We start from the raw sequence: 19608 nt of genomic DNA, 5'->3' as shown, positions 1-19608 counted from the left end.
GTCCTCGCTGCGCTCGCTGAACGCCTTGCTCTGCAAGGTGTTCAGGGCATTTGATCCCACTCGAGGCGGGCTGCCGCCCCCTCGAGCTCCCCCGCCCCAACTTGAGCGGCTTTATCTCAACAGAGGTTTTTTGACAAGCTGAAGGGACAGGTCTTAGACCTGTCCCTTAAAACACAGAGGCGAAACGCAGTTTCGCAGGAAATTTCTTTGCCTACTTTCTTTTTCAAAGAAAGTAGGTTACACGGGGCCCTGGCGGAAGCGCTCGATCATCTCGTGGGTGAGGGAGATGGCCGACCCGCCCTGGGGCAGGTTCTCCCGGTCGAACCAGGTGCCCTCACCCAGCTCGTCCTCCTGGAGGGTGACCGTCTCGTCGTCGGTATCCAGGTCGCAGTAGAAGCCGGACAGAAGGCTGCTGGAGAAGCTCCAGGGCTGGCTCTTATAGAAGCGGATGTTCTTCACCGGCAGGCCCACTTCCTCCATGACCTCCCGGCGCACCGTGTCCTCCAGCGGCTCGCCGATCTCCGCAAAGCCCGCGATCAGAGCGTAGTTCCGGGTGGCCCCGGGCCGGGAGTACTTGGTGAGCAGCAGCCGGTTCCCATGGGTCACCGCCACAATCACCGCCGGGGAGATGGTGGGATAGACCAGATTGCCGCAGGCGGGACAGCGCATGGCCCGCTCCACCTTGTCCGGCTGGGCGGGGAAGCCGCACCGGCCGCAGAACTGATGGTCGTGGTACCAGCCGTGGAGCTGGCTGGCGGTGATACAGGCGAAGGCCAGCCAGCCGGGCTCCATGTCCCGGAACCCGCCGTTTTTCGCCGGGACGGCGGCCTCCAAAACCGCCTGGGGGACCACATGACACCAGTGAAAAGCCACGTCGTCAATGGCAAACAGATAAGTAAGGGGAAGCTGAGACAGATCCGCCAGCGCCTCCGCCTCCTCCCACAGGAAGGGCAGACCAGTGGCGCCATTCAGAAGCGTAATGGTGTCCTGGTAAAAAAAGACCCGGTCCCCGGCCTTAGGCGGTCTGGGATGATAGGCGTTGTCATAGCGGTGGGGCGCAATATCCTGAATCACAGGGACTCCTTCTTTCTCTCTGAAAATATTCTGTCCCCATTATGGAGGTTTTCCCCGCCGCTGTCAACCGCTTCCGGTGGAAAAGGGAGTCCCTGACGCAGCAGAAAACAAATCGCCCGGTAGTCTGCCGCAAAGAGGCTGCCCCGCCGCCACAGGAAGGTGAAGTCGTGATCAATGGAACAGTCCTCCAGAGGGATCTCCCGCAGCCGCCCGGACTCCAGCTCTCTCTGCACCACAGGCTGGTAGAAGAAGGAAATCCCCGCTCCGGCGCAGACCAGAGACTTAATGAGATTTAAACTGCCCAGCTCCGTAACGCGCCGGAAGTTCCGAACCCCCAGGTTCCGCACCTCCAGCGCCCGCTCCAGTACGTTTCGGGTGCCCGACCCCGGTTCTCGCACCAGCAGACGCTCCTCCAGCAGGTCCTCCAGCCGGCGGACCGGACGGACGAAGGCGTGTTCGGGCGCGCACACAGGGAAATACCGCTGGGTGCAGTAGACCAGACTGTCGTAAGCCTGCTTGTCAAAATAGCCCTCCACAATGGCAAAGTCCAGTTCCCCCTGGTCCAGCAGCTTCAGCAGCTCCCGGGTGTTGGAGGTAAGCATGTACAGCTGAATGTCCGGTTCCCGCTCCAGCAGCCGGAGCAGAGGAGCAGGCATGATGTACTCCCCAATGGTCAGGGTGGCGCCAAAGCGCAGATGGCGGCGGGCGTTCTCCTTCCGGATCGCTTCTCTCAGCCGGAGGGCGTCGTGGTGCATGGCGGCGGCAGTGCGGAACAAAAGCTGCCCGCTCTCCGTAAGCAGAAGTCGCTTCCCCTGACTGCGGAACAGCGTGGCGCCGTACCGCTCCTCCAGAGCGCGGATGTGCTGCGACACCGCGGGCTGGGTGATGTGGAGCTGCTCCGCCGCCCTGGTATAGTTCATCGTCCGGCAGACTGTAAGGAAGGTCTCCACACGAACATCCAGCATAAGTCCCACCCCTTTTCATGCGTTATCCTGCTTGCCGGCGCTCTTCCCCCTGTGGGGATACGCCACAAGCGGTTTTCATATTTCTATTATAATATAAACTTATTAAAATATAAAGAAGTATAATTTTACATGATGAAAATTTTGGAGTATAGTGGTGCCACTGATTGGAAAAGGAGCGATTCCGAATGACAAAGATCAAACAATTGGGCCCCGGCCTGCTGCTCTGTCTGGCGCTGGCGGTCCCCTGCTGGATGCTGGGAAAAGCCTTCCCCATCGTAGGCGGACCGGTGTTCGCCATTTTAGCCGGCATGGTAGTGACCATGTTCTACCGCAGCAAAGCACGTACGCAGGCAGGCATCGCCTACACCTCCAAAAAAATCCTGCAATATGCAGTGATTCTGCTGGGCTTTGGGCTGAATCTGTCCGAGATCGCCAAGGTAGGGGCCGTCTCACTGCCCATTATCGTCTCAACGATTTCCACCTCTTTGATTGTCTCCTTTGTGCTTTACAAGCTACTGAACATGCCCGCCAACATCTCTACCCTGATCGGCGTGGGCTCCTCCATCTGCGGCGGCTCCGCCATCGCCGCCACAGCCCCAGTGATCCGCGCCGGCGACGAGGAGATTGCCCAGTCGATCTCCGTGATCTTCCTGTTTAACATTCTCGCCGCCCTTATCTTCCCCACCCTGGGCGGAGTTTTGGGCCTGTCCAACGAGGGCTTCGGCTTGTTTGCCGGCACGGCCGTGAACGACACCTCCTCTGTTACCGCCGCCGCGTCCGCCTGGGACGGCATGCACCCCGGAGCCAACACCCTGGATCAAGCTACCATTGTGAAGCTCACCCGCACTCTGGCCATCATCCCAATTACGCTGGTTCTGGCCGTCTGGCGGACCGCCAAAGTCAAACGGACCGGAGGGACTCAGGAGAGCAGCTTCTCCCTGAAAAAGGTCTTTCCCTTCTTTATCCTTTTCTTTGTCCTGGCCTCGGTGATTACCACTGCGGCAACCTCCGCCGGCGTGGCCGCCTCCGCGTTCCAGCCATTCAAAGAGCTGTCCAAGTTTTTTATCATCATGGCCATGGGGGCCATCGGCCTGAACACTGATTTGGTGAAGCTGATCCGTACCGGCGGCAAACCGATCTTTATGGGACTGTGCTGCTGGCTGGCTATCGCGGCGGTCAGTTTGGGGATGCAGCATGCGCTTGGAATCTGGTAATTTCCAGCGGCTGCACCGTCCTCTCTCGCCCGTTGCCACGGAAAATTTTTCTCCGTAAAGACAGAGAGGACCATGGACTTGACTTCTTCATTGGAAAACGGCAAAAGGCTCCGAGAAAATCGGAGCCTTTTGCCTTCAGGCTGTCAAAAAAGTCCAGGAACTTTTTCGACAGCCTGAAAAAATGCCGTTACTTTTGCGCCGCACAGCGGCGTAAAAGTCCGCGCTTCGCTTGCCGGAATCCTTGCACAGCAAGGCTTCCGGGGCATTTGATCCCATTCGAGGCGGGCGGCTGCCCCCTCGAGCTCCCCCGCCTTGACTCGGGCCGATTTTATTCTGCGCAGGTTTTTCGACAAACTGCGGCAAAAGGCTCCGAGAAAATCGGAGCCTTTTGCCTGTGTGTTGTATGTGTTGTAAAGGAGAGGGAGAAATGGGAGATATGTATGATTACTGGGTACGATGATATAGTAACCGATAATTAAGGCAATTTCGTGACGGGCCTATGAACTTTTTGCAAACAGTTCCCGGGTTTGTGAACAGATTTTGTCCAACCGCCCAATTTACAGGCCTGTGAGATCAAAGGGAGGGGTGTACTCCTCCCTGGCGCTGGTCCGCTCCTGACAGAAGCCGGGCAGCCCCAGATTCTGCATGTAGGCGATGGCGCTCTCCATCTCCCCCCGGCGCAGGCGGCGGTTCAGCTCCGGGGTGCGGGACAGATCGCCCCAGGGGGTGTACTGGCTCATGAGGGAGAAGAGCACGGTTCCCCGGGGAAATTCCTCGGAAACCCAGTCCATGACCGCCTTGGCCTGGTTCACCTGCCCCGGGAGGATCAGGTGGCGGATCACCGTCCCCTGGAGGAGCAGGCCGCTCTCGTCAAACCGGCAGGGGCCTGTCTGCCGGACCATCTCCCGAATGGCGGCCCGGGCCGCCTGGGGATAGTCCGGGGCGGCGGAGTAGCGCTCCGCCGTCTTTGGGTCCAGGTACTTGAAATCCGGGAGGTAGATGGACACCCGGCCCTCCAGGGCCCTCAGGGTCTCCACCCGGTCGTAGCCCCCGGAGTTCCACACCGCCGGCACCGGGAGGGGCTCCTCCAGTACCTGGCGCACCACATGGGCGTAGTGGGTGGGGTTGACAAAGTTGATGTTATGGGCCCCCTGGGCGACGAGCTCCAGGCAGATCTCCCGCAGGCGCTCCACCGTGACCGGCCTGCCGAAGTCCTGATGGCTGATCTTCTCATTCTGACAGAACACACACCCCAGGGAGCAGCCGGAGAAGAAGATGGTCCCGGACCCACGGGCGCCGGAGATGGGGGGCTCCTCCCACATGTGGAGGGCGGCCCGGGCCGCCACCGGCGCGGCGGGCATGCGGCAATAGCCCTCGCCCACCATATCTGTGCGCAGGGCATTGCATCGCCGGGGACAGAGATTGCAGAGCATTTTCTATCTCTCCTTTGTCAAATAAAATCAATCAGCCACCAGTGATACCCAATTCCTGCGCCGGCAATGGCCCCTAATCCTATTAAAATGAGTTCCACTTTATGGGTTTTCAGATACTGTTTCGCAGTCGCTATGATTTCTCTATCTTCCGCATCCATAATAATTCCCGCCTCTCAATTGTATTTACCATAGAAGTCCGGTCTTGGCTGGGCCGTACAATTCGCACCGCAGAGGAGACCGGGCATGGGACCCTGCCCCTTCATCCGCCTCAGTGTACGCACTGGGGTGCCTTCCATTTATCTAGGGGAGGGCCGGACGGGCGGCCCGGTGTGCCGCCCCTACGGGCAGAACGAAACAGCGGCATAATCAGAGGCGTTCCCCTCATCCGGTCCAGTGTGCGTACTGGACCACCTTCCCCCAGGGGAAGGCTTTCGGGCGACCGCAAGGGTCGCCCCTACGGCATGAAATGGAGCAGGGGTGTTGGTTCGGCAAAGCCAGGCGCAGTTGCGGAACCGCAACAACGGCAATTTTTGCAACCCCAGGCCCCAGTGGGCCGGATTGAACTGATAAACGCCACTCAGATTTTGCGCGCCGAAAATGCTGCAACATTTTTCAGAAAAGCTCTCCCGTAATGGGGGTCCGGGGGAAAGCCGTCATTGGCGAACGAAGTTCGCCTCTGCGGCGTCCCCCGGTGATTCTTTGGTGACTTTCTCATCACTGAGAAAGTCACTCGCCGCCGGGGCGGCGAAATCCCCCCTAAGAAAAATACCCCAGCTTCCCTTTGACATACTCCGAGAATGCCTGAAAGGCATTGGGCACAGCGTACTCCCGGGCCAGGGCCTCCCGGTCCGCCCACACCCAGCCCTCCGGAAGGGCCAGCCCCTCCGTCCGGGCGGTATAGGCGGTCATGCGCCACTCAATGTGGGTGAAGATGTGCCTGCCCGTCCCCACCAGCTCCAAATCCGCCGGAGACAGCCCCAGGGCGTCGGGAATCGTCTCCTCCCCGGCCAGCTCGTTGGGGTACTCCCAAAGCCCGGCCAGCAGGCCCTTTCCCGGCCGCCGCCGCAGGGCCACGCCGTCGTCGGAGAAAATCAGATACACCCGGCGCTCCTCCATGCGGCGCGCCTTCTTGGGGGCCTTCACCGGCAGCTCCCCGATGCGGTCCTCCACGAGGGCCCGGCAGAAGGAGGCCGCCGGGCACTTGTCACACTGGGGCGCGCCGTTGGGCAGGCAGACGGTGGCCCCCAGCTCCATCATGGCCTGGTTGAAGTTCCCCGGCTCCCCTGCGGGAATGACCGCCTGGAGGGCGGCGGTCACCTTCTTCTTCATGGCGGGAGAGGTGATGTCCCCGCTGTCCCCGGTGATCCGGGCCGCCACCCGCAGCACATTCCCATCCACCGCCGGCACCGGAATGCCGAAGGCAATGGAGGCGATGGCCCCAGCGGTGTAGTCCCCCACACCCGCCAGGGAGCGGATGTCCTCATAAGTGTTTGGAAATACCCCGCCGAACTGCTCCATGATCTGCCGGGCCGCCTTCTGCAGGTTCCGGGCCCGGCTGTAATAGCCCAGCCCCTGCCACAGCTTCATCAGAGCGTCCTCCGGCAGCGCAGCCAAATCAGCCACCGTGGGAGCCGACTCCAGAAAGCGGCGGTAGTAGTCCAAAACCGCCGCCACCCGGGTCTGCTGGAGCATGATCTCCGACACCCACACCCGGTAGGGGGTGGGGTGGGTCCGCCAGGGCAGCACCCGGGCGTTCTCCCGGTACCACACCAGCAGGGGAATGGGGAGCTGTTCCAGTTCGTCCATAGTGTTCTCCTTGTGCAATTCATTCGCCGGATTCGGGTCCGGCCTTTGGAACCTCATTATATCCCATCCCCGCAGCGGGGGCAAGGGAGACTGAGAGTTTTATAGCTTTTTACTTATGCAGCTCATAATGAATTTGGGGATAGTATTTTAGCGTGTTTGGTGGTAAAGTTGGTTCCAGCAAAAGGTTAAAAAATTAACGAGCTGACCGGCAGCCGCTCTTACCGGCCTCCTCGCGAATAACCTTTGCGACTCGATTTTCCATTCCTTCCTTCTCACAAAACAGTCAAAAGGGGAAGCCCGGCGGGGCTTCCCCTTTTGGCATTTGTGGAACCAGCGGCGAAGCCTCCGGAACTGTTACTGCTCCGGGGCGAAAAACTCCTCGTCCAGGATCTTGGCCATCTCCAGCACCAGACTGTCGCAGTGCGCCTTCCTGGGAATCCCCTCCTCCTTGGCCTTGGAGAGCAGGGCGGCGCAGTTGGTGTCCTGGTGCTTCTCCCGGAAGCGCTGGACCAGCTGGGCGGCCTGCTGGGGGGTGCAGCCCTTCATCCCCAGCAGCATCAGGGCGCTGGTGAGTACGCCGCAGGTGGACCCCATCTTCATTCCGGCACCAAAGTTGGCCCCCAGGGCGTCCGCCTGCTCCTTGGTGAACCCCACCTCTGAAGCGAAGGGGACCAGCAGGGACTGGGCGCAGTTGTAGTGGCGGCCGTCCGGTTCGGTGCGCAAATACTGTACTTCTTCCAAACGAGTCATGGTAAATTCCTCCTCATGGTTTATCGGCATCAGTTAAAAATATCCGGCGTGTCAGCAAACAGGGTCCGCACCCGCTCCAGCACCGGCCGGTTCTCCGGCTGGGAGAGGGTGGGGTCGGCCATCAGCAGCCGCCGGGCGGACTCCTGGGCCTCGCTGAGCAGGCGCATGTCCCCGGCCAGGTCGGCCAGCTTCATCTGGGGCAGGCCGTGCTGGCGGCTGCCGAAGAAGTCCCCCGGCCCCCGGAGTTTCAGATCCTCCTCGGAGATCTTGAAGCCGTCGGCGGTGGAGGCCAGGGTCCTGAGCCGCTGCATGGCCTCCACGCTGCGGGTATTGGTGATGAGCACACAGTAGGACTGGTGCTTCCCCCGGCCCACCCGGCCCCGGAGCTGGTGGAGCTGGCTGAGGCCGAAGCGCTCCGCGTTCTCAATAATGATGAGGGCGGCGTTGGGCACGTCCACCCCCACCTCGATGACGGTGGTGGACACCAGCACCTGGGTCTCCCCGGCGGCGAAGGCGGCCATCACCGCCTCCTTCTCCCGGGGCTTCATCTTCCCGTGGAGAAAGTCCACCCTCAGATCGGGGAACACCTCCGTCTGGAGCTTTTTGGCGTAGGTGGTCACCGCCTTCAAATCGAGAGCGGGGCCGTCCCCCTCCCACTCCACATTCTGCATTGTGCCTTCTGTATTTTCCTCCACCGCGGGACAGATGATGTAGACCTGCCGGCCCTCTCCCACCAGGCGGCGGACAAAGTTGTACATCCGGGCCCGCTTGTCCTCCCGCACCACATAGGTCTCCACCGGAGTGCGGCCCGGAGGCAGCTCGTCGATGACGGACACGTCCAGGTCCCCGTAGATGATAAGGGCCAGGGTCCGGGGGATGGGGGTGGCGGACATGACCAGCACGTGGGGGGAGTCCCCCTTGGCGGCCAGGGCGGCCCGCTGGGCCACTCCGAACCGGTGCTGTTCGTCGGCCACCATCAGGCCCAGCTTGGCGAACTCCACCCCCTGGGAGAGGAGGGCGTGGGTGCCGATGATCAGGTCGATCTCCCCGGCGGCCAGGGCCTGCCGGACTTTTTTCTTGCCCGCCGGGGTGATGGAGCCGGTGAGCAGCCCCACCCGCACCCCCGCCGGCTCCAGCAGGGCGGACAGGGAGCGGAAGTGCTGCTCCGCCAGTACCTCCGTGGGCGCCATGAGGGCGGACTGGTATCCCGCCCCCGCCGCCAGCCAGGCGGCATAGGCGGCCACCACCGTCTTGCCGGAGCCCACGTCCCCCTGGACCAGCCGGTTCATGGGCCGGCCCGAGGCCATATCTCTTGAAATCTCCTCCATCACCCGCCGCTGGGCCCCGGTGAGGGGAAAGGGGAGGCGGGCGAGAAATTCCTCCATGGGCCGGGACGGGATGGCGCAGCCCAGCACGTCTCCCCGCCGCCCCTTCAGCATGGCCAGACCGGCGGACAGGTAGAAGAGCTCCTCGAAGGTCAGCCGCCGCCGGGCCAGCTCCAGAGCCTGGAAGGACTCTGGGAAGTGGATGTTCCGATAGGAGAACTCTGCCTGGGCCAGCTCGTGGTCCAGCCGCACCCCCCGGGGCAGGGTCTCGGGCATATCCTGGGCACAGGCGGCCACCGCCTGCTGGGTGAGGGTGCACAGCAGGTGGTTGGTGATCCCCGCCGTCAGGGGGTAGACGGGGACGATGCAGCCGGTGAAGTTCTGCTTTCCCACCCGCTCGAAGATGGGGTTGACCATGGTGCGGCGGCTGCCCTGCTCCTCCACCACGCCGTAAAAGATATATTCCTCTCCGGCCCGGAGGGCCCGCTCCACATAGCCCTGGTTGAAGAAGGTGATGTGCAGGGCCCCCGCCTGGTCCACCACTTTCAGCTTCACCAGGTCCAGCCCCTTGCGGATGCGGGAGAGGCGGGGGTGCTCCGCCGCCATGGCGGAGATGCACACCTTCTGTCCCAGGGGAGCGGAGCGGATGGAGTACACCTGCCGCCGGTCCTCATAGTCCCTTGGAAAGTAGGAAATCAGGTCGGCGCACCGGACCAGGCCAAGCTTCTCCAGCTTCTTGGCCCGCACTTCGCCCACGCCGGGAAACTCCGTGAGGGGGGTATTCAGCGTGATCTCCATGGGCTCCGCCTCCTCTCTGCCGTCTGTGCCGCGGGAATCAACCGCTTTGCGGTTTGTTCAGCAGCCACTATTGTAGCACAAGTTTTTTTCATGGTAAAGGGACGGGAGGCGTCGAACTCCCCCGCAGAGTTGAAACCGCTCCCGGAATGTGGTATCCTGAAGTCCAGCCCACAGGGCTCAAATACACATTCTATAAAACTATATCGTAAGGAGGTCGTTTTCGATGCCTGACGTGATTTTGAATCTTCTTCCGGTCCGCGAGGAGGAAAAAGCCGCCTTTGAGGCCGCCGCTCCAGACGCGGTCCACCTGTACGCGGGCCGCCGCACCGCCACCCCGGAGCAGTTTGCCCAGGCCACCATTGTCATGGGCTGGCCCAGGGCGGAGATGCTCGCCCAGGCCCCCCGGCTCCGCTGGTTCCACTGCATGTGGGCGGGGACGGATCAATACACCGACGCGGTGCCGCCCTCAGTGCTGATGACCTCCTCCGCCGGCACCAACAGCCAGTCGGTGGCGGAGCACATGCTGGCCAGCCTCCTGTCCCTGTACCGGAAGATCCCCCAGTGCCGGGACCAGCAGCGCGATCACGCCTGGATCGACGTGGGCGATATGAAGTCCCTGGCCGGGGCCACAGTGCTGGTGGCGGGCGCGGGCCATGTGGGCTCCGCCTTCGCCCAGCTGTGCAAGGCCCTGGGGGCCGCGCGCACCATCGGGCTGAAGCGGACGGTGGGCGGCCCCGTCCCCGGCTTTGACGAGGTATTCCCCATGGAGCGCACCGACGAACTGCTCCCACAGGCAGATGTGGCGGCCCTGGTGCTGCCCCACGCCCCCTCCACCGTCCGGTTTATGGACCGCCGGCGCCTGGGTCTGTTGAAGGACGACGCCGTCCTCCTCAGCGCGGGCCGGGGCAGTGTTCTGGACCAGGACGCCCTGGCGGAGCTGATGCGGGGGGGCAAGCTGTGGGGGGCCGCGCTGGATGTGACCGAGCCGGAGCCCCTTCCGGCGGACAGCCCCCTGTGGGAGGTGCCCCGCCTGCTCATCACCCCCCACGTGGCGGGAGGCATGCGCCTGGAGGTCACCCGGAAGAACTGCATCGGCCTGGCCCTGGACAATTTGAGGCGCTATCAGACCGGAGAACCCCTTCGGAACCTGGTGGCCCGGTGATCTATAAAAAATGCCGGAGCGGAACCTATCAAGTTCCGCTCCGGCATTTTATGTCTCGTCCTCCGGCTCCACATAGGTCTCCAGTCCGTACCAGGTCAGGTTCTTGTCCTCAATGTCCTGCCAGCAGGAGAATTTCTGCTCCAGCTGCTGCCAGGTCAGGTACCAGTAGTGGTACTGGATGATCAGGTGGGCGGGGATGATGTCCTCGATGATGATCCGAATCTCCTCAAAGTTGGGCGGGATGCCCGGCACCTGGGGAAAGGAGACCTCCACGGTTCCGGCCTGCTCGGTCTCCTCCACCCGGGCGTTCACGCCGCACCCGGAGATGGTGTCGTTGATGGCCGCCAGGGTAAAGCTGTCCCCGCCGATGCGCAGCAGGGCTGCCAGGGCCTCCCGCATGGTCTTGACCGTCGTGGCGGGGGGGCGGCGGCGAAAGAGGGAGGCTGCCTGCTCCAGCCCCCAGTCCTCCGCTGTGGCCAGACATGCCTCCCGGTTCAGCTCCTCCAGCGCCCCCTCCACCTGGTCAAAGGCGTCTCCCAGGGCCTCCAGCTCTCCCCCCTGAAAGGGAGCATTGAGCTGATAGACCCCCAGCGGGGCCAGCAGCTGCCTCAAATACTGGGCATAGCTCATGTCATCGCCTCCACACTGATTGAAGAGAGCACCGGCAGCTGGTCCGCCCCAATGGCCACGTCGGCGGCAGGGGAGACGATCTTATAGTTGGCCACACCTTCACAGCCGTAGATCAGGCTACCCAGCTGGGCCAGCAGTACGTCCTGCGCCAGCCGCTCCCCGGAGAACCAGGACTGCAAGGCGTTCTTCACCCCGGTGCGGACCTCTGAGCTGTCCCAGCCGTCCTTGGCCTTCACCTGGACGGACAGGGTGACGCCCACCTCCTCCGGGGCCAGCACCTGCACGTCCACCGCGATCTCCCGCCGCGTCTGGAAGTAGTCCTCCAACTCCTCCAGCAGCTCCTCGTCGGGCTGTCCGCTTCCGGCAGCCACCACCACATCCACCGTCCCCACGCCCCGGTTCCGGGGGAGGACGGAGGCGGCGGCCACCTCGTCAAAGGACAGGGCCCCCTGCTCATAGAATGCGGCGTTTGCTCCGTTGGGCAGGCGCTGGAAGGTGTCCATCACCCGCGCCCGCAGCTCCTGGTCGCTCTCCCCGTCGCTGCCCCCCAGAAATGGACTGGGGTTGCCGCAGCTCTGGATGCCCACGGGGGCCACCGCCATGGAGACGACGGCGTCGGCCGACACGTTGCCCGCGCTTCCGGGCTGGACCGCCTGGGCGGGCACGTCCACCTGAGTGGCTCCGGCCGAGAGCACCGCCGCCTGGGTGGTCTCAAAGCGCACCAGCCCGGCGGTCATACACACCGTTCCCAGGGGGATGGCCCGGTCGTTCTCGCTGGCCTCCCCGGCGGTGAAGCGCAGGGCGCCCACCGCCCGGGTGGCCTCCTTGCGCTCCAGGCTGCGCAGCTGGGCGTGGAGGTCCAGATACTCCCCCTCCGCCGTCTGGGGGAAGGCCTGCCGGGCCACCCAGTCCGCCTGGACGTACAGCGCGTATACCTGGGCCGCCGCCGCGTACAGCCGCACCGCCAGGTCACAGCCCGCCTCCAGTTCCACACCGGTCTTTTCCCCGAAGCAGGCGAGCATCTCCTCAAAAATCTCATCCACCGTTTTCACGTCCATCCCTCCTTTACAGTGTCACGTCTACCTGGACAGCCAGGGGCGTCCCCCGCCACTCCAGAGTTGCCGTCAGGACCGCCGCTCCGGTTCCGTCCTCCCGGAGTTCCGTCCCCAGCACCGCCAGGTCCGCCTCCTGAGCCAGGGCCTCAGTGACGTACTGCATGGCCAGGGCCTCCCGCGCCGAGGGTTTCTCCCGTCCCAGCAGGTACAGCCGGCTGCCCATATCCGGCAGGAAGGGGAACTTCCCTCTTCTGGCGGTGAGGCGGAACAGCACTCGGGCCAGCAGAGCCTGTGCCCCTTCCAGCGACTCGAATCCTCCCGTTCCATCTGGAACATAGTCTCCCTGTTCCAATTTCAGTTCCATGATTGCTCCCTCCTATCCCAGTATAGAGGACAGCACCTGATATACAATGTCCTGAATATATGCCTCCAGCTCCTGGCCGTTGATGCGGATGTCTCCCTTCAGGGCCACCTTGCCCCCCTTCACGGTTACCCCCTCCTCGTCCAGCAGCACCACTCCAGCGCCGCTGTGGATGCGCACCGAGCCGGGTGGGAGCTCATCCTCCTCCGACAGAGCGTCCGGCCGCTTCCCCACCAGACAGGGGAGCTCCCGGTGGTCCCCCGCCTTGACCACCAGCACCTTGTCCCCGGCCTTGGGCCGCCACTGATAGCCGCCGGGGGTATAGAGAGAGACCCAGCGCCGCTCACCCCCCAGATAGACGGCGGCCGGGTCGCCCCCCAGGGTCACGATCCCCTGGTCGGCGGCGCACTCCTCGGTGCGCCCCTCCCGTTTTCGATTTGCTGTCCACATATCCGTCACCTCACAACACCATATCCGGGGGCGCCAGCTCCAAAACGGTCCACGCCCCCCGCTCGTCCTGGCCCACCTGAGCCTGGGCCACCCGGTACTGTCCGTTGCGCCCCCAGTCCGGCTGAGCCAGCTGGACCAGGTCTCCCGGCTTGGCGAAAAACAGTTTGGGCACCTCCACCTCCAGGCGCAGCTGTTCCGCCGCCGACTGCTCCAGCTGGAACTGTCCGCTGTACCGCATGGCCTGGTACTGCCCCTTGCCCGGCATGGTAATGACCTGCCGCCGCTGTCCGCCCAGCGCCTGGAAGGAGGGGTTATTCACCGTCTCCGTCCAGTTCTGGTACCGGTCCCGCACCACCACCTGGGAGAGCACCCCGTACCGCCGGTCCCGGCACACCAGCCGGGTGACCGGCACCGTGCTGTCCAGCGCCACCCGGGCCTCATTGCTCCAGGGGGTCAGAATCAGCCGCCCCAGCTGGTCAAACCGGGGGTAGATCCCGTTGTAGTACCGGGCAAAGTCATAGAGTACCGACCACTCGCTGCTGCCCGCGGCCACCGAGAACTGGGACACCGCCCCCATGGCGTCCTGCGCCCCCACGGCCACGCCGTACGGGGTCACATGGTCCCGCAGAATGTCCGCCAGAGTGGCGATCTCATAGTCCTGGCTCAGGGCCTCATTGTCCAGCAGCCGGGCGGCCATCCCCCGGCCGCTCACCTCGAAGTAGGAGCCCTCAGCGGTGCGCACCGTCTCACACTCATCCACCACCCCGGTAAACTTCACCTCATTGCCTTCCAGCGCCTGAAAGGTGGCCCACTCCGCCGGCCGCACCGCGTTCTCCCCCTCCCAGATGCACCGCAGCTGAAAGCTGTCGCAGGGCACCCCGGCGGTGTACTGAAAGGTCCAGGACACCGGGGCGGGCAGCCGGGTGGACACCCCTCCCGCTGTAAACACATAGCCGGTCACGCCACCCTCACCTCGTCTCCCGGCCGGATCAGATTGGGGTTTTTGATCTGGGGATTCAGGGCGACCAGGGTCTCCAGGGACACGCCGAACTTCTGGGCGATCCCCCACAGGGTGTCCCCTTGGACCACCTGGTACCGGCTGGAGGAGCCGGAGGAGGCCGCGCCCCCGGTACCGCCCGAGCCGGTCCCCGCCGCTCCGGCGGACGTCTCCACCCGCACCGCTCCGTTGTAGTAATCCGCGTCCTCCCAGAAGGTGAAGGAGTAGCGCACATAGTCGGGCAGGGGCTCCTGCTCCAGGCGCAGGGAGACAAAGTAGGCGCTGGCCGCCTGCCACACAGGGTGGATCAGCAGGCCGGGCCCCTCCTCATAAAAGACGTTGGCCAGTTGCCCGAACTGGCTGTAAGCCCCCTCGCCCACAAACTCCCCCTCGCCCTCCATGACCCGCCGGGTCCGGCCCAGATCCTGGAGGTAGTAGTAGCCAAAGGGCACCTTGTGTACCGCCATCTTCCGCTCGTAGTCGATGGAGTACACCCTGGGGTTGTGGGGCCAGGTGTAGTTTTTATACCGCATGGGCGTCAAGATCAACCTGCATTCCTCCTTTTAGTACAGGGAAAATCCCCGGTCGTACCGGCGGCTGTCCCGCTGAAAGGCCCGGTCGATCAGACGGGCCTGCTCCTCTCCGCCCGTCCAGACCGCTCCACCGGAATTTTGCCCGCCGCCGCTCCCCTCCCCTGTCTGGGAGGAAAAAGAGGCCTGCCCCCGTGAAGGGCGGGTCAGAGCCGGCGCCAGGGAGCGGCTCTGACGGTCCTGCGCCAGGGCCTGCGCCTGGCCCGCCTGCCGCTCCAGCTCCTGCGCCTGCTGGAGCAGAACGGGCCGTTTCCGGCTCCTGACCTGTTCCAGCAGAACTGCGCCGGCCTGCGCCGGTCCGCTCTCCCTTGTAACAGACCGCCCCCCGCCGGAAGTAAACACCCCGTCCGTCTCCTTCGGGAAATCCGGAACCGCCGTCTTCTGGTCCAGGGCGGCGTCCAGCTCCAGGTCAATTTCTGCTTTTTCAAATTCCAGGGCGTTTTTTGCCATCGGTCCCCGCTCCATCCAAGGCCGCTTCCTACTTTCGCCGGAGCCCGATTCTTCCCCAGCCGCATCTGCCGGTGCCCCCGCCTCCAGAGGCTTGTCCAAAAGGAGAGAGGCCGCCTGTGCCCCCCAGCCCTCAGCGGCTTCCTCATCCTCCTGGGTCAGAAGGTCCAGCAGTTCCTCCAGATAGTCTCTCATGGCTGTTCCCCTCTCCTCAGCCGCTCATAGCGCTCCTGGTCGAAGGATGGATTGAGCGCCCCCTCCCAGCGTTCCGCCGGGCGGCCGCACACCGGGCACCGCTCCTCCTCCGCCTGGAGACGGCAGCCGGGGCACAGCCTGGAGAGCTCCTCCTCCTGATCCAGGGCCATGTGGGTCAGGCACCACACATAGTCCCGGTCCCGCATGGCCCTGGACCGCTCCTCGGTGGGCAGGGCTCCGAAGGCTCTCAGCACCCTCCACCGCAGCCGCTCCGCCCCGTCCTGGGCTAGTTTTTTTTTACGTCTTCCACCTGCTCCGCCTCCATGGTGAGGCCGGGGTTCTCCTCCCGGTTAAAGCGGCTCCAGGTGCCCGCCAGGGCGGCGATCTCCTCCACCCGCAGCCCGGAGAGCACCTCCCGGCCGCTGGAAAAGACCGGCTCCCCCTCCTGGGTCTCCAGAGCCCGGGAGAGCAGGCAGGCGTTGGAGCACAGGGCCCGCTCCCGCTCGGACTGGGCCAGCTCTTCCGCCTCCCGCCGGGCCTGGAGCACCTCCAGGGCGGACAGCAGCCGCAGGCTCATGCCGTTGTCCAGGTCCATCCGGTCCCGGCCCGCTAAAATCGACGCGCCCACCGGCTTACACCTCCGTTTCCAGCCGCTTCCCGGCCACAATGGTCACCTTTTCCAGCACCATGTCCCCCAGGGTGCCCGTCTCCTGAATGCCGCTCCACTGGCAGTTGGAGTAGATGACCTTCCGGTCCGGCTTACAGATGACCAGGGAGAAGTCGCTGAGGCTGTAAAAGTCAATGCCGTCCCGGATGGCCTCGTCGGTGGCGTACAGCCGGGTGAGCTCCAGTACATGGTTGATCTGACCGGGGACGGTGGCCACCGGCTCCTCCTCCCCAAAGGCCTCCACGGCCCGGCTGGTCTTGGCCGCCTTGGCGGTGTAGCTCTGAACCACCGCCACCTTGGTGCCGTCTACCTCCAGATAGATGTCGCTGCTGGTGGGAAATCCTGCGATGCTCAAGGGTTGCTCCCTCCTTTATTTGGATGGGGCCGCCTGCTTCTGTTCGCGGGCGGCCCAGATTTAAATGGTAATGCTGGCCGTCAGCCAGATCTGGTTGAGGCCGTGGGCCACAGTGAAGGAGAACTCCACCAGACACACCGTGGGGTTCTCCGTGTCCGCCGACACGGTCACATGCTCATAGCCGGTGATGATCTCCCGGCTCAGCTTGCTCTCCAGCTCCAGAATCACCTGGGAGCGGATGGCCCCCCGGCTCTGCTCGGTATTCTTGGCCCGGCGGAACTTCGCCCGCAGGCTCTCCCGGATGGCGGGGATCACGTCGTCCACGATCAAAATGGTGGACAGCTCCCGCCAGGTTGTGTCCGGCGACTCTCCGGAGGTGGTACGGGTGGTGACGCCCCGAACCACGGAGGCCACCCCCGCCACGCTCTCCAGGGGGGTGACCCCGCCCCGCACCAGCAGGTCGATGTCGTTGTCGTTATACTGCTGGGAGAGGCCGTGCAGGCCCGTCAGCTCCGCCCCGCTCAGGGGCAGGGCCGGGTCGCTCTGGGCGGCAATGGCCCCGGCCACCGCCGCCGCGGCGGTGATGCCGGACAGTGCGGTCCCGTCCTCATCGGTTCCGCCGGGGGCCACCAGAACCACCCGCTCGCTGTTCAGAGCGGCGGCTCTGGAAATGAGATTGGTCACCGTCTCGCTGGCCGCCCCGCCCACCACGGCGATCCGCTCCCGCCGGGCGGCGGAGGCGGCGGCCACGCTGTCCCGCAGATCCTGCTGGTCGGTCTGGGTGGTGCTGTCGCACACCACCACGCTCACGTTCTCCTGCCCCTCCAGGACCGCAAACCCGGCCTCATAGTCGGTGCTGGCGGCGATGGGGACCGCCGCCACCGCCGCCGCCCCGTTGAGCAGGATCACCCGGATCAGCTCCGCCATATCCTGGCCGCCGGCGCTGCCGAAGGTGGTCACCGCCTCCTCATAGCTGGTGATGGTGTAGACCGTCTTGGCGGTGGCCTTGGTGTTGACCGCCACCAGTCCCACGGTCTTTCTCCCGCCGCTTCCGCGGATCAGGGATGACGCGCCGTAGGAGGAGTACACCCCCGGGCGCTCGTGTGTGGTAATGCTCATGGAATCCTCTCCCCTCTGATTTCAAAGTCCAGGAACGTGCCGTCCGCCTCCGTAATGGCGTACAGATATGCGGTACACACCGCCTGAGCCGGCTTGCGCAGCAGGCGGCTGTCCCCGTCATAGGCGGTCTCTCCGCTGGAAAACTCCTGGATGGCAAGCCCCTCCGGCCCCGCTCCAGCGCAGGCCTGGGTCAGAATATCCAGCGCCGTCTGGAGGGCCGCCTCCCCAGCCTGGGGCAGGGCGTACAGGTCCAGGCCGAAGGTCAGCCGGACCTTCCGGCCATAGATCTCCTCCCACTGCTCCGTCTCCTGGTTATACCGCTCTCCCAGGTAGGACTGAAAGCCGGCCGGTCCCGCCTGACAGGCTCTCAGGGTGACCGCCGCCACCGCCCCCTCCCGCCTCAGGCGCTCCTCTGCCGGCCAGGCGGTGACCGCGGCCACCCCTTGGGCGTTCAAATAGTCCGCCATCCGCTCCCGGATCTTGTCCAGTCCATCGCTCATAGCGCCGCCTCCGCCTCCAGATCCCTGGGCCGGAGCACCGCCCAGGTGTATAAAACCTCCTGCCCCGCGTGGACCGGGTGGGTAGACCACACCTCATAGGCGCCGCCGTTCCACTCCACCCAGTCCTCCTGCCCCAGGGGACAGTCCGGGACCCCCAGATATAAAAGCCGGTCCTCCCGGCGGAATCCCAGGGGGCTGGGGACCTGCTGCTCCTGTCCGGTCTCCCGGATGGGCTGCAAAAACGCTTTCCCGGCGGTCTCCCGCTCTCCCCGGTGCAGCACCACACGCTGGCCGTACCGCTCCAGCAGGGCGGACCACTCCCGCTCCATCATCCCCTCACCCCCTGGACAAAGAAGCCGCCGTCCACCACATAGGGGGCCATCAGCCGCTCCGCCTGCTCCAGGAGGGAGGCCGTCTCCCGGCCGCCCTCCCGGCGGATGGTCACATCCCCGGCGGTAAAGGCGGTGACGCCCTCCCCACCGTCCCCGGTGCGCAGCCCCGCCAGCACCATCCAGGCCGCGGCGGTGATAAAGGCGCTCTCACAGTCCTCCGCCGTCACCCCCGGTCTCAGCCGCCGGGCGAGGGAGTCCTGCACCGCCTGACACAGGGGGGTGAGCAGCTCCTCCTGGCTGGTGTCCGCCCCCATGGCGGCCAGCAGCTTCAGAACCTTCTCCGTCATCGTCAGTCCTCTTCCGCCGCTTTGACCTTCAGCACCCGGGAGGCGTCGGGGAACAGCTTGGCAAAGCCGCACAGGGTGGTGATGGCCGCCCGCTCCAGCTGCCGGTCGATGAGCTTGTCGTACTCCACCATCACGTCGCTGCCCTGGACCAGCTCCAGGGCGTACCGGTGGTCCAGGCCGATGACCGTATCGGCGGGCACCGCCGAGGTGCGCAGCAGGGTGGCGCCCAGGGGAGTGGTCAGCTTGCCGGTGCCCTGGAAGTTGAGGCCGGTGAGGGGGTCCTTGAACTCAGAGAGCTTTAGCATCTTCAGCATCACGTCGGGGCTCACCAGCAGGGTGTTCATCTCATAGGGATCGAATTTGCCCCAGAAGGTCACCAGATCGTCATAGGTGAGGGTGGAGGCGGCGGTCGTCTCGTCCGCTTCCGCCTCGTTGTCGTTGCCGTCCCCGTTCATCAGCACATCCACACCGTCGGAGAGCAGCATCCGGGCGATATGTGCGCCGATCTGCCGCAGGGTGACGGAGAACAGGTCCAGCTTCTGGTACCGCACCGCCTCATAGGAGGCCACCAGCATGCGTCCCCGCTTGTGGAGCTTCACCAGGTTGGCCTGGACCTTGATGGTGGTGGCGGGGATGGCCGCACCCTCGTCCACCGCCTTCAGTTCCTTCTCGTCGCCCCCGGCCTCGGCGGTGATGGAGCGGTAGTCCATCCCCTCAAAGCGGGTGGTGGCGGCGGTGATGGCGGGGAGCAGGTTGGCCTCCTCCATGCCCTGGCGCACCGAGCGGGCGATGTACTCGGGGAACAGCACCGCCGAGTCGGCGGTGCGGAAGAACTTCTCCACCGGGTCGGAGCCCGCCCCCTTCACCTTGATGTCAAAGCGCTTGAGCTGCCGCTGGAAGGCGTCCAGCCCCTCCAGTCGGGTGCCCTTGTACTGCTCCGAGGGGTCCAGCCCCTCCAGCACCTGGGTAAAGGAGCGGCCCGCCTCCTGGTACATCCCCTTCTCCAGGCGGATGGTGTCAAACTGATTTGCCATAG

23 protein-coding genes and 1 pseudogene are annotated in these 19608 nt (G+C 64.3%); 2 read left to right on the top strand and 22 right to left on the bottom strand.

Going from position 1 to position 19608, the window contains the following annotated elements:
• Positions 1-237 precede the first annotated feature (237 nt).
• Positions 238-1074, bottom strand: a complete 837-nt coding sequence (nudC, locus tag B5F19_RS08335; RefSeq protein WP_087289639.1) for an NAD(+) diphosphatase — start codon at positions 1072-1074, stop codon at positions 238-240.
• Complete coding sequence (locus B5F19_RS08330; protein WP_087289638.1) at positions 1071-2039, bottom strand: LysR family transcriptional regulator; 969 nt, start codon at positions 2037-2039, stop codon at positions 1071-1073. The genes nudC and B5F19_RS08330 overlap by 4 nt, the downstream gene beginning before the upstream one ends.
• Before the next feature lie 185 nt (positions 2040-2224).
• Between B5F19_RS08330 and B5F19_RS08325 the strand changes: the two genes are divergently transcribed.
• Positions 2225-3253, top strand: coding sequence for a YeiH family protein (locus B5F19_RS08325; protein ID WP_087289637.1), 1029 nt, complete (start codon positions 2225-2227; stop codon positions 3251-3253).
• Positions 3254-3810: 557 nt separating this feature from the next.
• Here the strand turns inward: B5F19_RS08325 and B5F19_RS08320 are convergent.
• From B5F19_RS08320 to recG, 5 genes and pseudogenes are all read right to left on the bottom strand, one after another.
• The gene (locus B5F19_RS08320) at positions 3811-4686 is read right to left on the bottom strand and encodes a 4Fe-4S cluster-binding domain-containing protein (RefSeq protein ID WP_087289636.1); all 876 of its coding nucleotides are present in this window, start codon (positions 4684-4686) and stop codon (positions 3811-3813) included.
• A 17-nt stretch (positions 4687-4703) separates the two neighbouring features.
• Positions 4704-4844 carry a hypothetical protein gene (locus tag B5F19_RS17480; RefSeq protein ID WP_162612547.1) on the bottom strand — a complete coding sequence of 47 codons (141 nt, stop codon included), beginning with the start codon at positions 4842-4844 and terminating at the stop codon, positions 4704-4706.
• 598 nt (positions 4845-5442) lie between these two features.
• Positions 5443-6492 carry an A/G-specific adenine glycosylase gene (mutY, locus tag B5F19_RS08315; RefSeq protein WP_087289635.1) on the bottom strand — a complete coding sequence of 350 codons (1050 nt, stop codon included), beginning with the start codon at positions 6490-6492 and terminating at the stop codon, positions 5443-5445.
• A 354-nt stretch (positions 6493-6846) separates the two neighbouring features.
• The gene (locus tag B5F19_RS08310; RefSeq protein WP_087289634.1) at positions 6847-7242 is read right to left on the bottom strand and encodes a C-GCAxxG-C-C family protein; all 396 of its coding nucleotides are present in this window, start codon (positions 7240-7242) and stop codon (positions 6847-6849) included.
• Positions 7243-7271: 29 nt separating this feature from the next.
• Positions 7272-9368 (bottom strand): annotated as a pseudogene (gene recG, locus B5F19_RS08305) (ATP-dependent DNA helicase RecG); the annotation flags it as partial.
• Positions 9369-9588: 220 nt separating this feature from the next.
• Here recG and B5F19_RS08300 point away from each other — a divergent pair.
• Positions 9589-10527, top strand: coding sequence for a D-2-hydroxyacid dehydrogenase (locus B5F19_RS08300; protein WP_087289632.1), 939 nt, complete (start codon positions 9589-9591; stop codon positions 10525-10527).
• A gap of 48 nt (positions 10528-10575) precedes the next feature.
• Here the strand turns inward: B5F19_RS08300 and B5F19_RS08295 are convergent, their stop codons facing one another.
• From B5F19_RS08295 to B5F19_RS08225, 15 genes are read right to left on the bottom strand one after another with little or no spacing between them, the layout of a single operon-like run.
• Positions 10576-11157: a DUF2313 domain-containing protein gene (locus B5F19_RS08295; RefSeq protein WP_087289631.1), complete on the bottom strand. Its 582-nt coding sequence runs from the start codon at positions 11155-11157 to the stop codon at positions 10576-10578.
• Complete coding sequence (locus tag B5F19_RS08290; protein WP_087289645.1) at positions 11154-12209, bottom strand: baseplate J/gp47 family protein; 1056 nt, start codon at positions 12207-12209, stop codon at positions 11154-11156. The genes B5F19_RS08295 and B5F19_RS08290 overlap by 4 nt, the downstream gene beginning before the upstream one ends.
• A gap of 13 nt (positions 12210-12222) precedes the next feature.
• Complete coding sequence (locus B5F19_RS08285) at positions 12223-12576, bottom strand: hypothetical protein (protein WP_087289630.1); 354 nt, start codon at positions 12574-12576, stop codon at positions 12223-12225.
• 12 nt (positions 12577-12588) lie between these two features.
• Positions 12589-13023, bottom strand: coding sequence for a hypothetical protein (locus tag B5F19_RS08280; RefSeq protein ID WP_087289629.1), 435 nt, complete (start codon positions 13021-13023; stop codon positions 12589-12591).
• Between the two features lie 10 nt (positions 13024-13033).
• Positions 13034-13984 carry a hypothetical protein gene (locus tag B5F19_RS08275; RefSeq protein ID WP_087289628.1) on the bottom strand — a complete coding sequence of 317 codons (951 nt, stop codon included), beginning with the start codon at positions 13982-13984 and terminating at the stop codon, positions 13034-13036.
• Complete coding sequence (locus tag B5F19_RS08270) at positions 13981-14568, bottom strand: LysM peptidoglycan-binding domain-containing protein (RefSeq protein ID WP_242972744.1); 588 nt, start codon at positions 14566-14568, stop codon at positions 13981-13983. The genes B5F19_RS08275 and B5F19_RS08270 overlap by 4 nt, the downstream gene beginning before the upstream one ends.
• Before the next feature lie 15 nt (positions 14569-14583).
• On the bottom strand, positions 14584-15252 hold the full coding sequence (locus B5F19_RS08265) for a hypothetical protein (protein ID WP_087289626.1): 669 nt from the start codon (positions 15250-15252) through the stop codon (positions 14584-14586).
• Entirely contained in the window at positions 15249-15506 is a 258-nt protein-coding gene (locus tag B5F19_RS08260; protein ID WP_242972743.1) for a molybdopterin oxidoreductase, read from the bottom strand. The genes B5F19_RS08265 and B5F19_RS08260 overlap by 4 nt, the downstream gene beginning before the upstream one ends.
• Before the next feature lie 32 nt (positions 15507-15538).
• Positions 15539-15880: a hypothetical protein gene (locus B5F19_RS08255; RefSeq protein ID WP_087289625.1), complete on the bottom strand. Its 342-nt coding sequence runs from the start codon at positions 15878-15880 to the stop codon at positions 15539-15541.
• A gap of 4 nt (positions 15881-15884) precedes the next feature.
• Positions 15885-16274 (bottom strand): hypothetical protein, encoded by a 390-nt coding sequence (locus B5F19_RS08250; RefSeq protein WP_087289624.1) that lies wholly within the window; start codon positions 16272-16274, stop codon positions 15885-15887.
• 60 nt (positions 16275-16334) lie between these two features.
• On the bottom strand, positions 16335-17393 hold the full coding sequence (locus tag B5F19_RS08245; RefSeq protein ID WP_087289623.1) for a phage tail sheath subtilisin-like domain-containing protein: 1059 nt from the start codon (positions 17391-17393) through the stop codon (positions 16335-16337).
• On the bottom strand, positions 17390-17893 hold the full coding sequence (locus tag B5F19_RS08240; protein ID WP_087289622.1) for a hypothetical protein: 504 nt from the start codon (positions 17891-17893) through the stop codon (positions 17390-17392). The genes B5F19_RS08245 and B5F19_RS08240 overlap by 4 nt, the downstream gene beginning before the upstream one ends.
• Complete coding sequence (locus B5F19_RS08235) at positions 17890-18225, bottom strand: hypothetical protein (RefSeq protein WP_087289621.1); 336 nt, start codon at positions 18223-18225, stop codon at positions 17890-17892. Before B5F19_RS08235 ends, B5F19_RS08240 begins: the two co-directional genes overlap by 4 nt.
• The gene (locus B5F19_RS08230) at positions 18222-18572 is read right to left on the bottom strand and encodes a hypothetical protein (protein ID WP_087289620.1); all 351 of its coding nucleotides are present in this window, start codon (positions 18570-18572) and stop codon (positions 18222-18224) included. The genes B5F19_RS08235 and B5F19_RS08230 overlap by 4 nt, the downstream gene beginning before the upstream one ends.
• A gap of 2 nt (positions 18573-18574) precedes the next feature.
• Positions 18575-19606 (bottom strand): hypothetical protein, encoded by a 1032-nt coding sequence (locus B5F19_RS08225; RefSeq protein ID WP_087289619.1) that lies wholly within the window; start codon positions 19604-19606, stop codon positions 18575-18577.
• Positions 19607-19608: the final 2 nt, after the last annotated feature.

The sequence above is a fragment of the Pseudoflavonifractor sp. An184 genome (genome assembly GCF_002160305.1).
Lineage (GTDB): Bacteria > Bacillota > Clostridia > Oscillospirales > Oscillospiraceae > Lawsonibacter > Lawsonibacter pullicola.
This window is presented reverse-complemented; position numbering and strand designations above follow the sequence as displayed.

Bases quoted from the DNA above. Each gene is read 5' to 3' on its own strand.
- B5F19_RS08230 (WP_087289620.1), bottom strand. From the start codon at position 18,572: ATGACGGAGAAGGTTCTGAAGCTGCTGGCCGCCATGGGGGCGGACACC.
- B5F19_RS08325 (WP_087289637.1), top strand. From the start codon at position 2,225: ATGACAAAGATCAAACAATTGGGCCCCGGCCTGCTGCTCTGTCTGGCG.
- B5F19_RS08330 (WP_087289638.1), bottom strand. From the start codon at position 2,039: ATGCTGGATGTTCGTGTGGAGACCTTCCTTACAGTCTGCCGGACGATG.
- B5F19_RS08245 (WP_087289623.1), bottom strand. From the start codon at position 17,393: ATGAGCATTACCACACACGAGCGCCCGGGGGTGTACTCCTCCTACGGC.
- B5F19_RS08235 (WP_087289621.1), bottom strand. From the start codon at position 18,225: ATGATGGAGCGGGAGTGGTCCGCCCTGCTGGAGCGGTACGGCCAGCGT.
- B5F19_RS08295 (WP_087289631.1), bottom strand. From the start codon at position 11,157: ATGAGCTATGCCCAGTATTTGAGGCAGCTGCTGGCCCCGCTGGGGGTC.
- B5F19_RS08225 (WP_087289619.1), bottom strand. From the start codon at position 19,606: ATGGCAAATCAGTTTGACACCATCCGCCTGGAGAAGGGGATGTACCAG.
- B5F19_RS08310 (WP_087289634.1), bottom strand. From the start codon at position 7,242: ATGACTCGTTTGGAAGAAGTACAGTATTTGCGCACCGAACCGGACGGC.
- B5F19_RS08240 (WP_087289622.1), bottom strand. From the start codon at position 17,893: ATGAGCGATGGACTGGACAAGATCCGGGAGCGGATGGCGGACTATTTG.
- B5F19_RS17480 (WP_162612547.1), bottom strand. From the start codon at position 4,844: ATGGATGCGGAAGATAGAGAAATCATAGCGACTGCGAAACAGTATCTG.
- B5F19_RS08300 (WP_087289632.1), top strand. From the start codon at position 9,589: ATGCCTGACGTGATTTTGAATCTTCTTCCGGTCCGCGAGGAGGAAAAA.
- mutY (WP_087289635.1), bottom strand. From the start codon at position 6,492: ATGGACGAACTGGAACAGCTCCCCATTCCCCTGCTGGTGTGGTACCGG.
- B5F19_RS08320 (WP_087289636.1), bottom strand. From the start codon at position 4,686: ATGCTCTGCAATCTCTGTCCCCGGCGATGCAATGCCCTGCGCACAGAT.
- B5F19_RS08285 (WP_087289630.1), bottom strand. From the start codon at position 12,576: ATGGAACTGAAATTGGAACAGGGAGACTATGTTCCAGATGGAACGGGA.
- B5F19_RS08280 (WP_087289629.1), bottom strand. From the start codon at position 13,023: ATGTGGACAGCAAATCGAAAACGGGAGGGGCGCACCGAGGAGTGCGCC.
- B5F19_RS08265 (WP_087289626.1), bottom strand. From the start codon at position 15,252: ATGAGAGACTATCTGGAGGAACTGCTGGACCTTCTGACCCAGGAGGAT.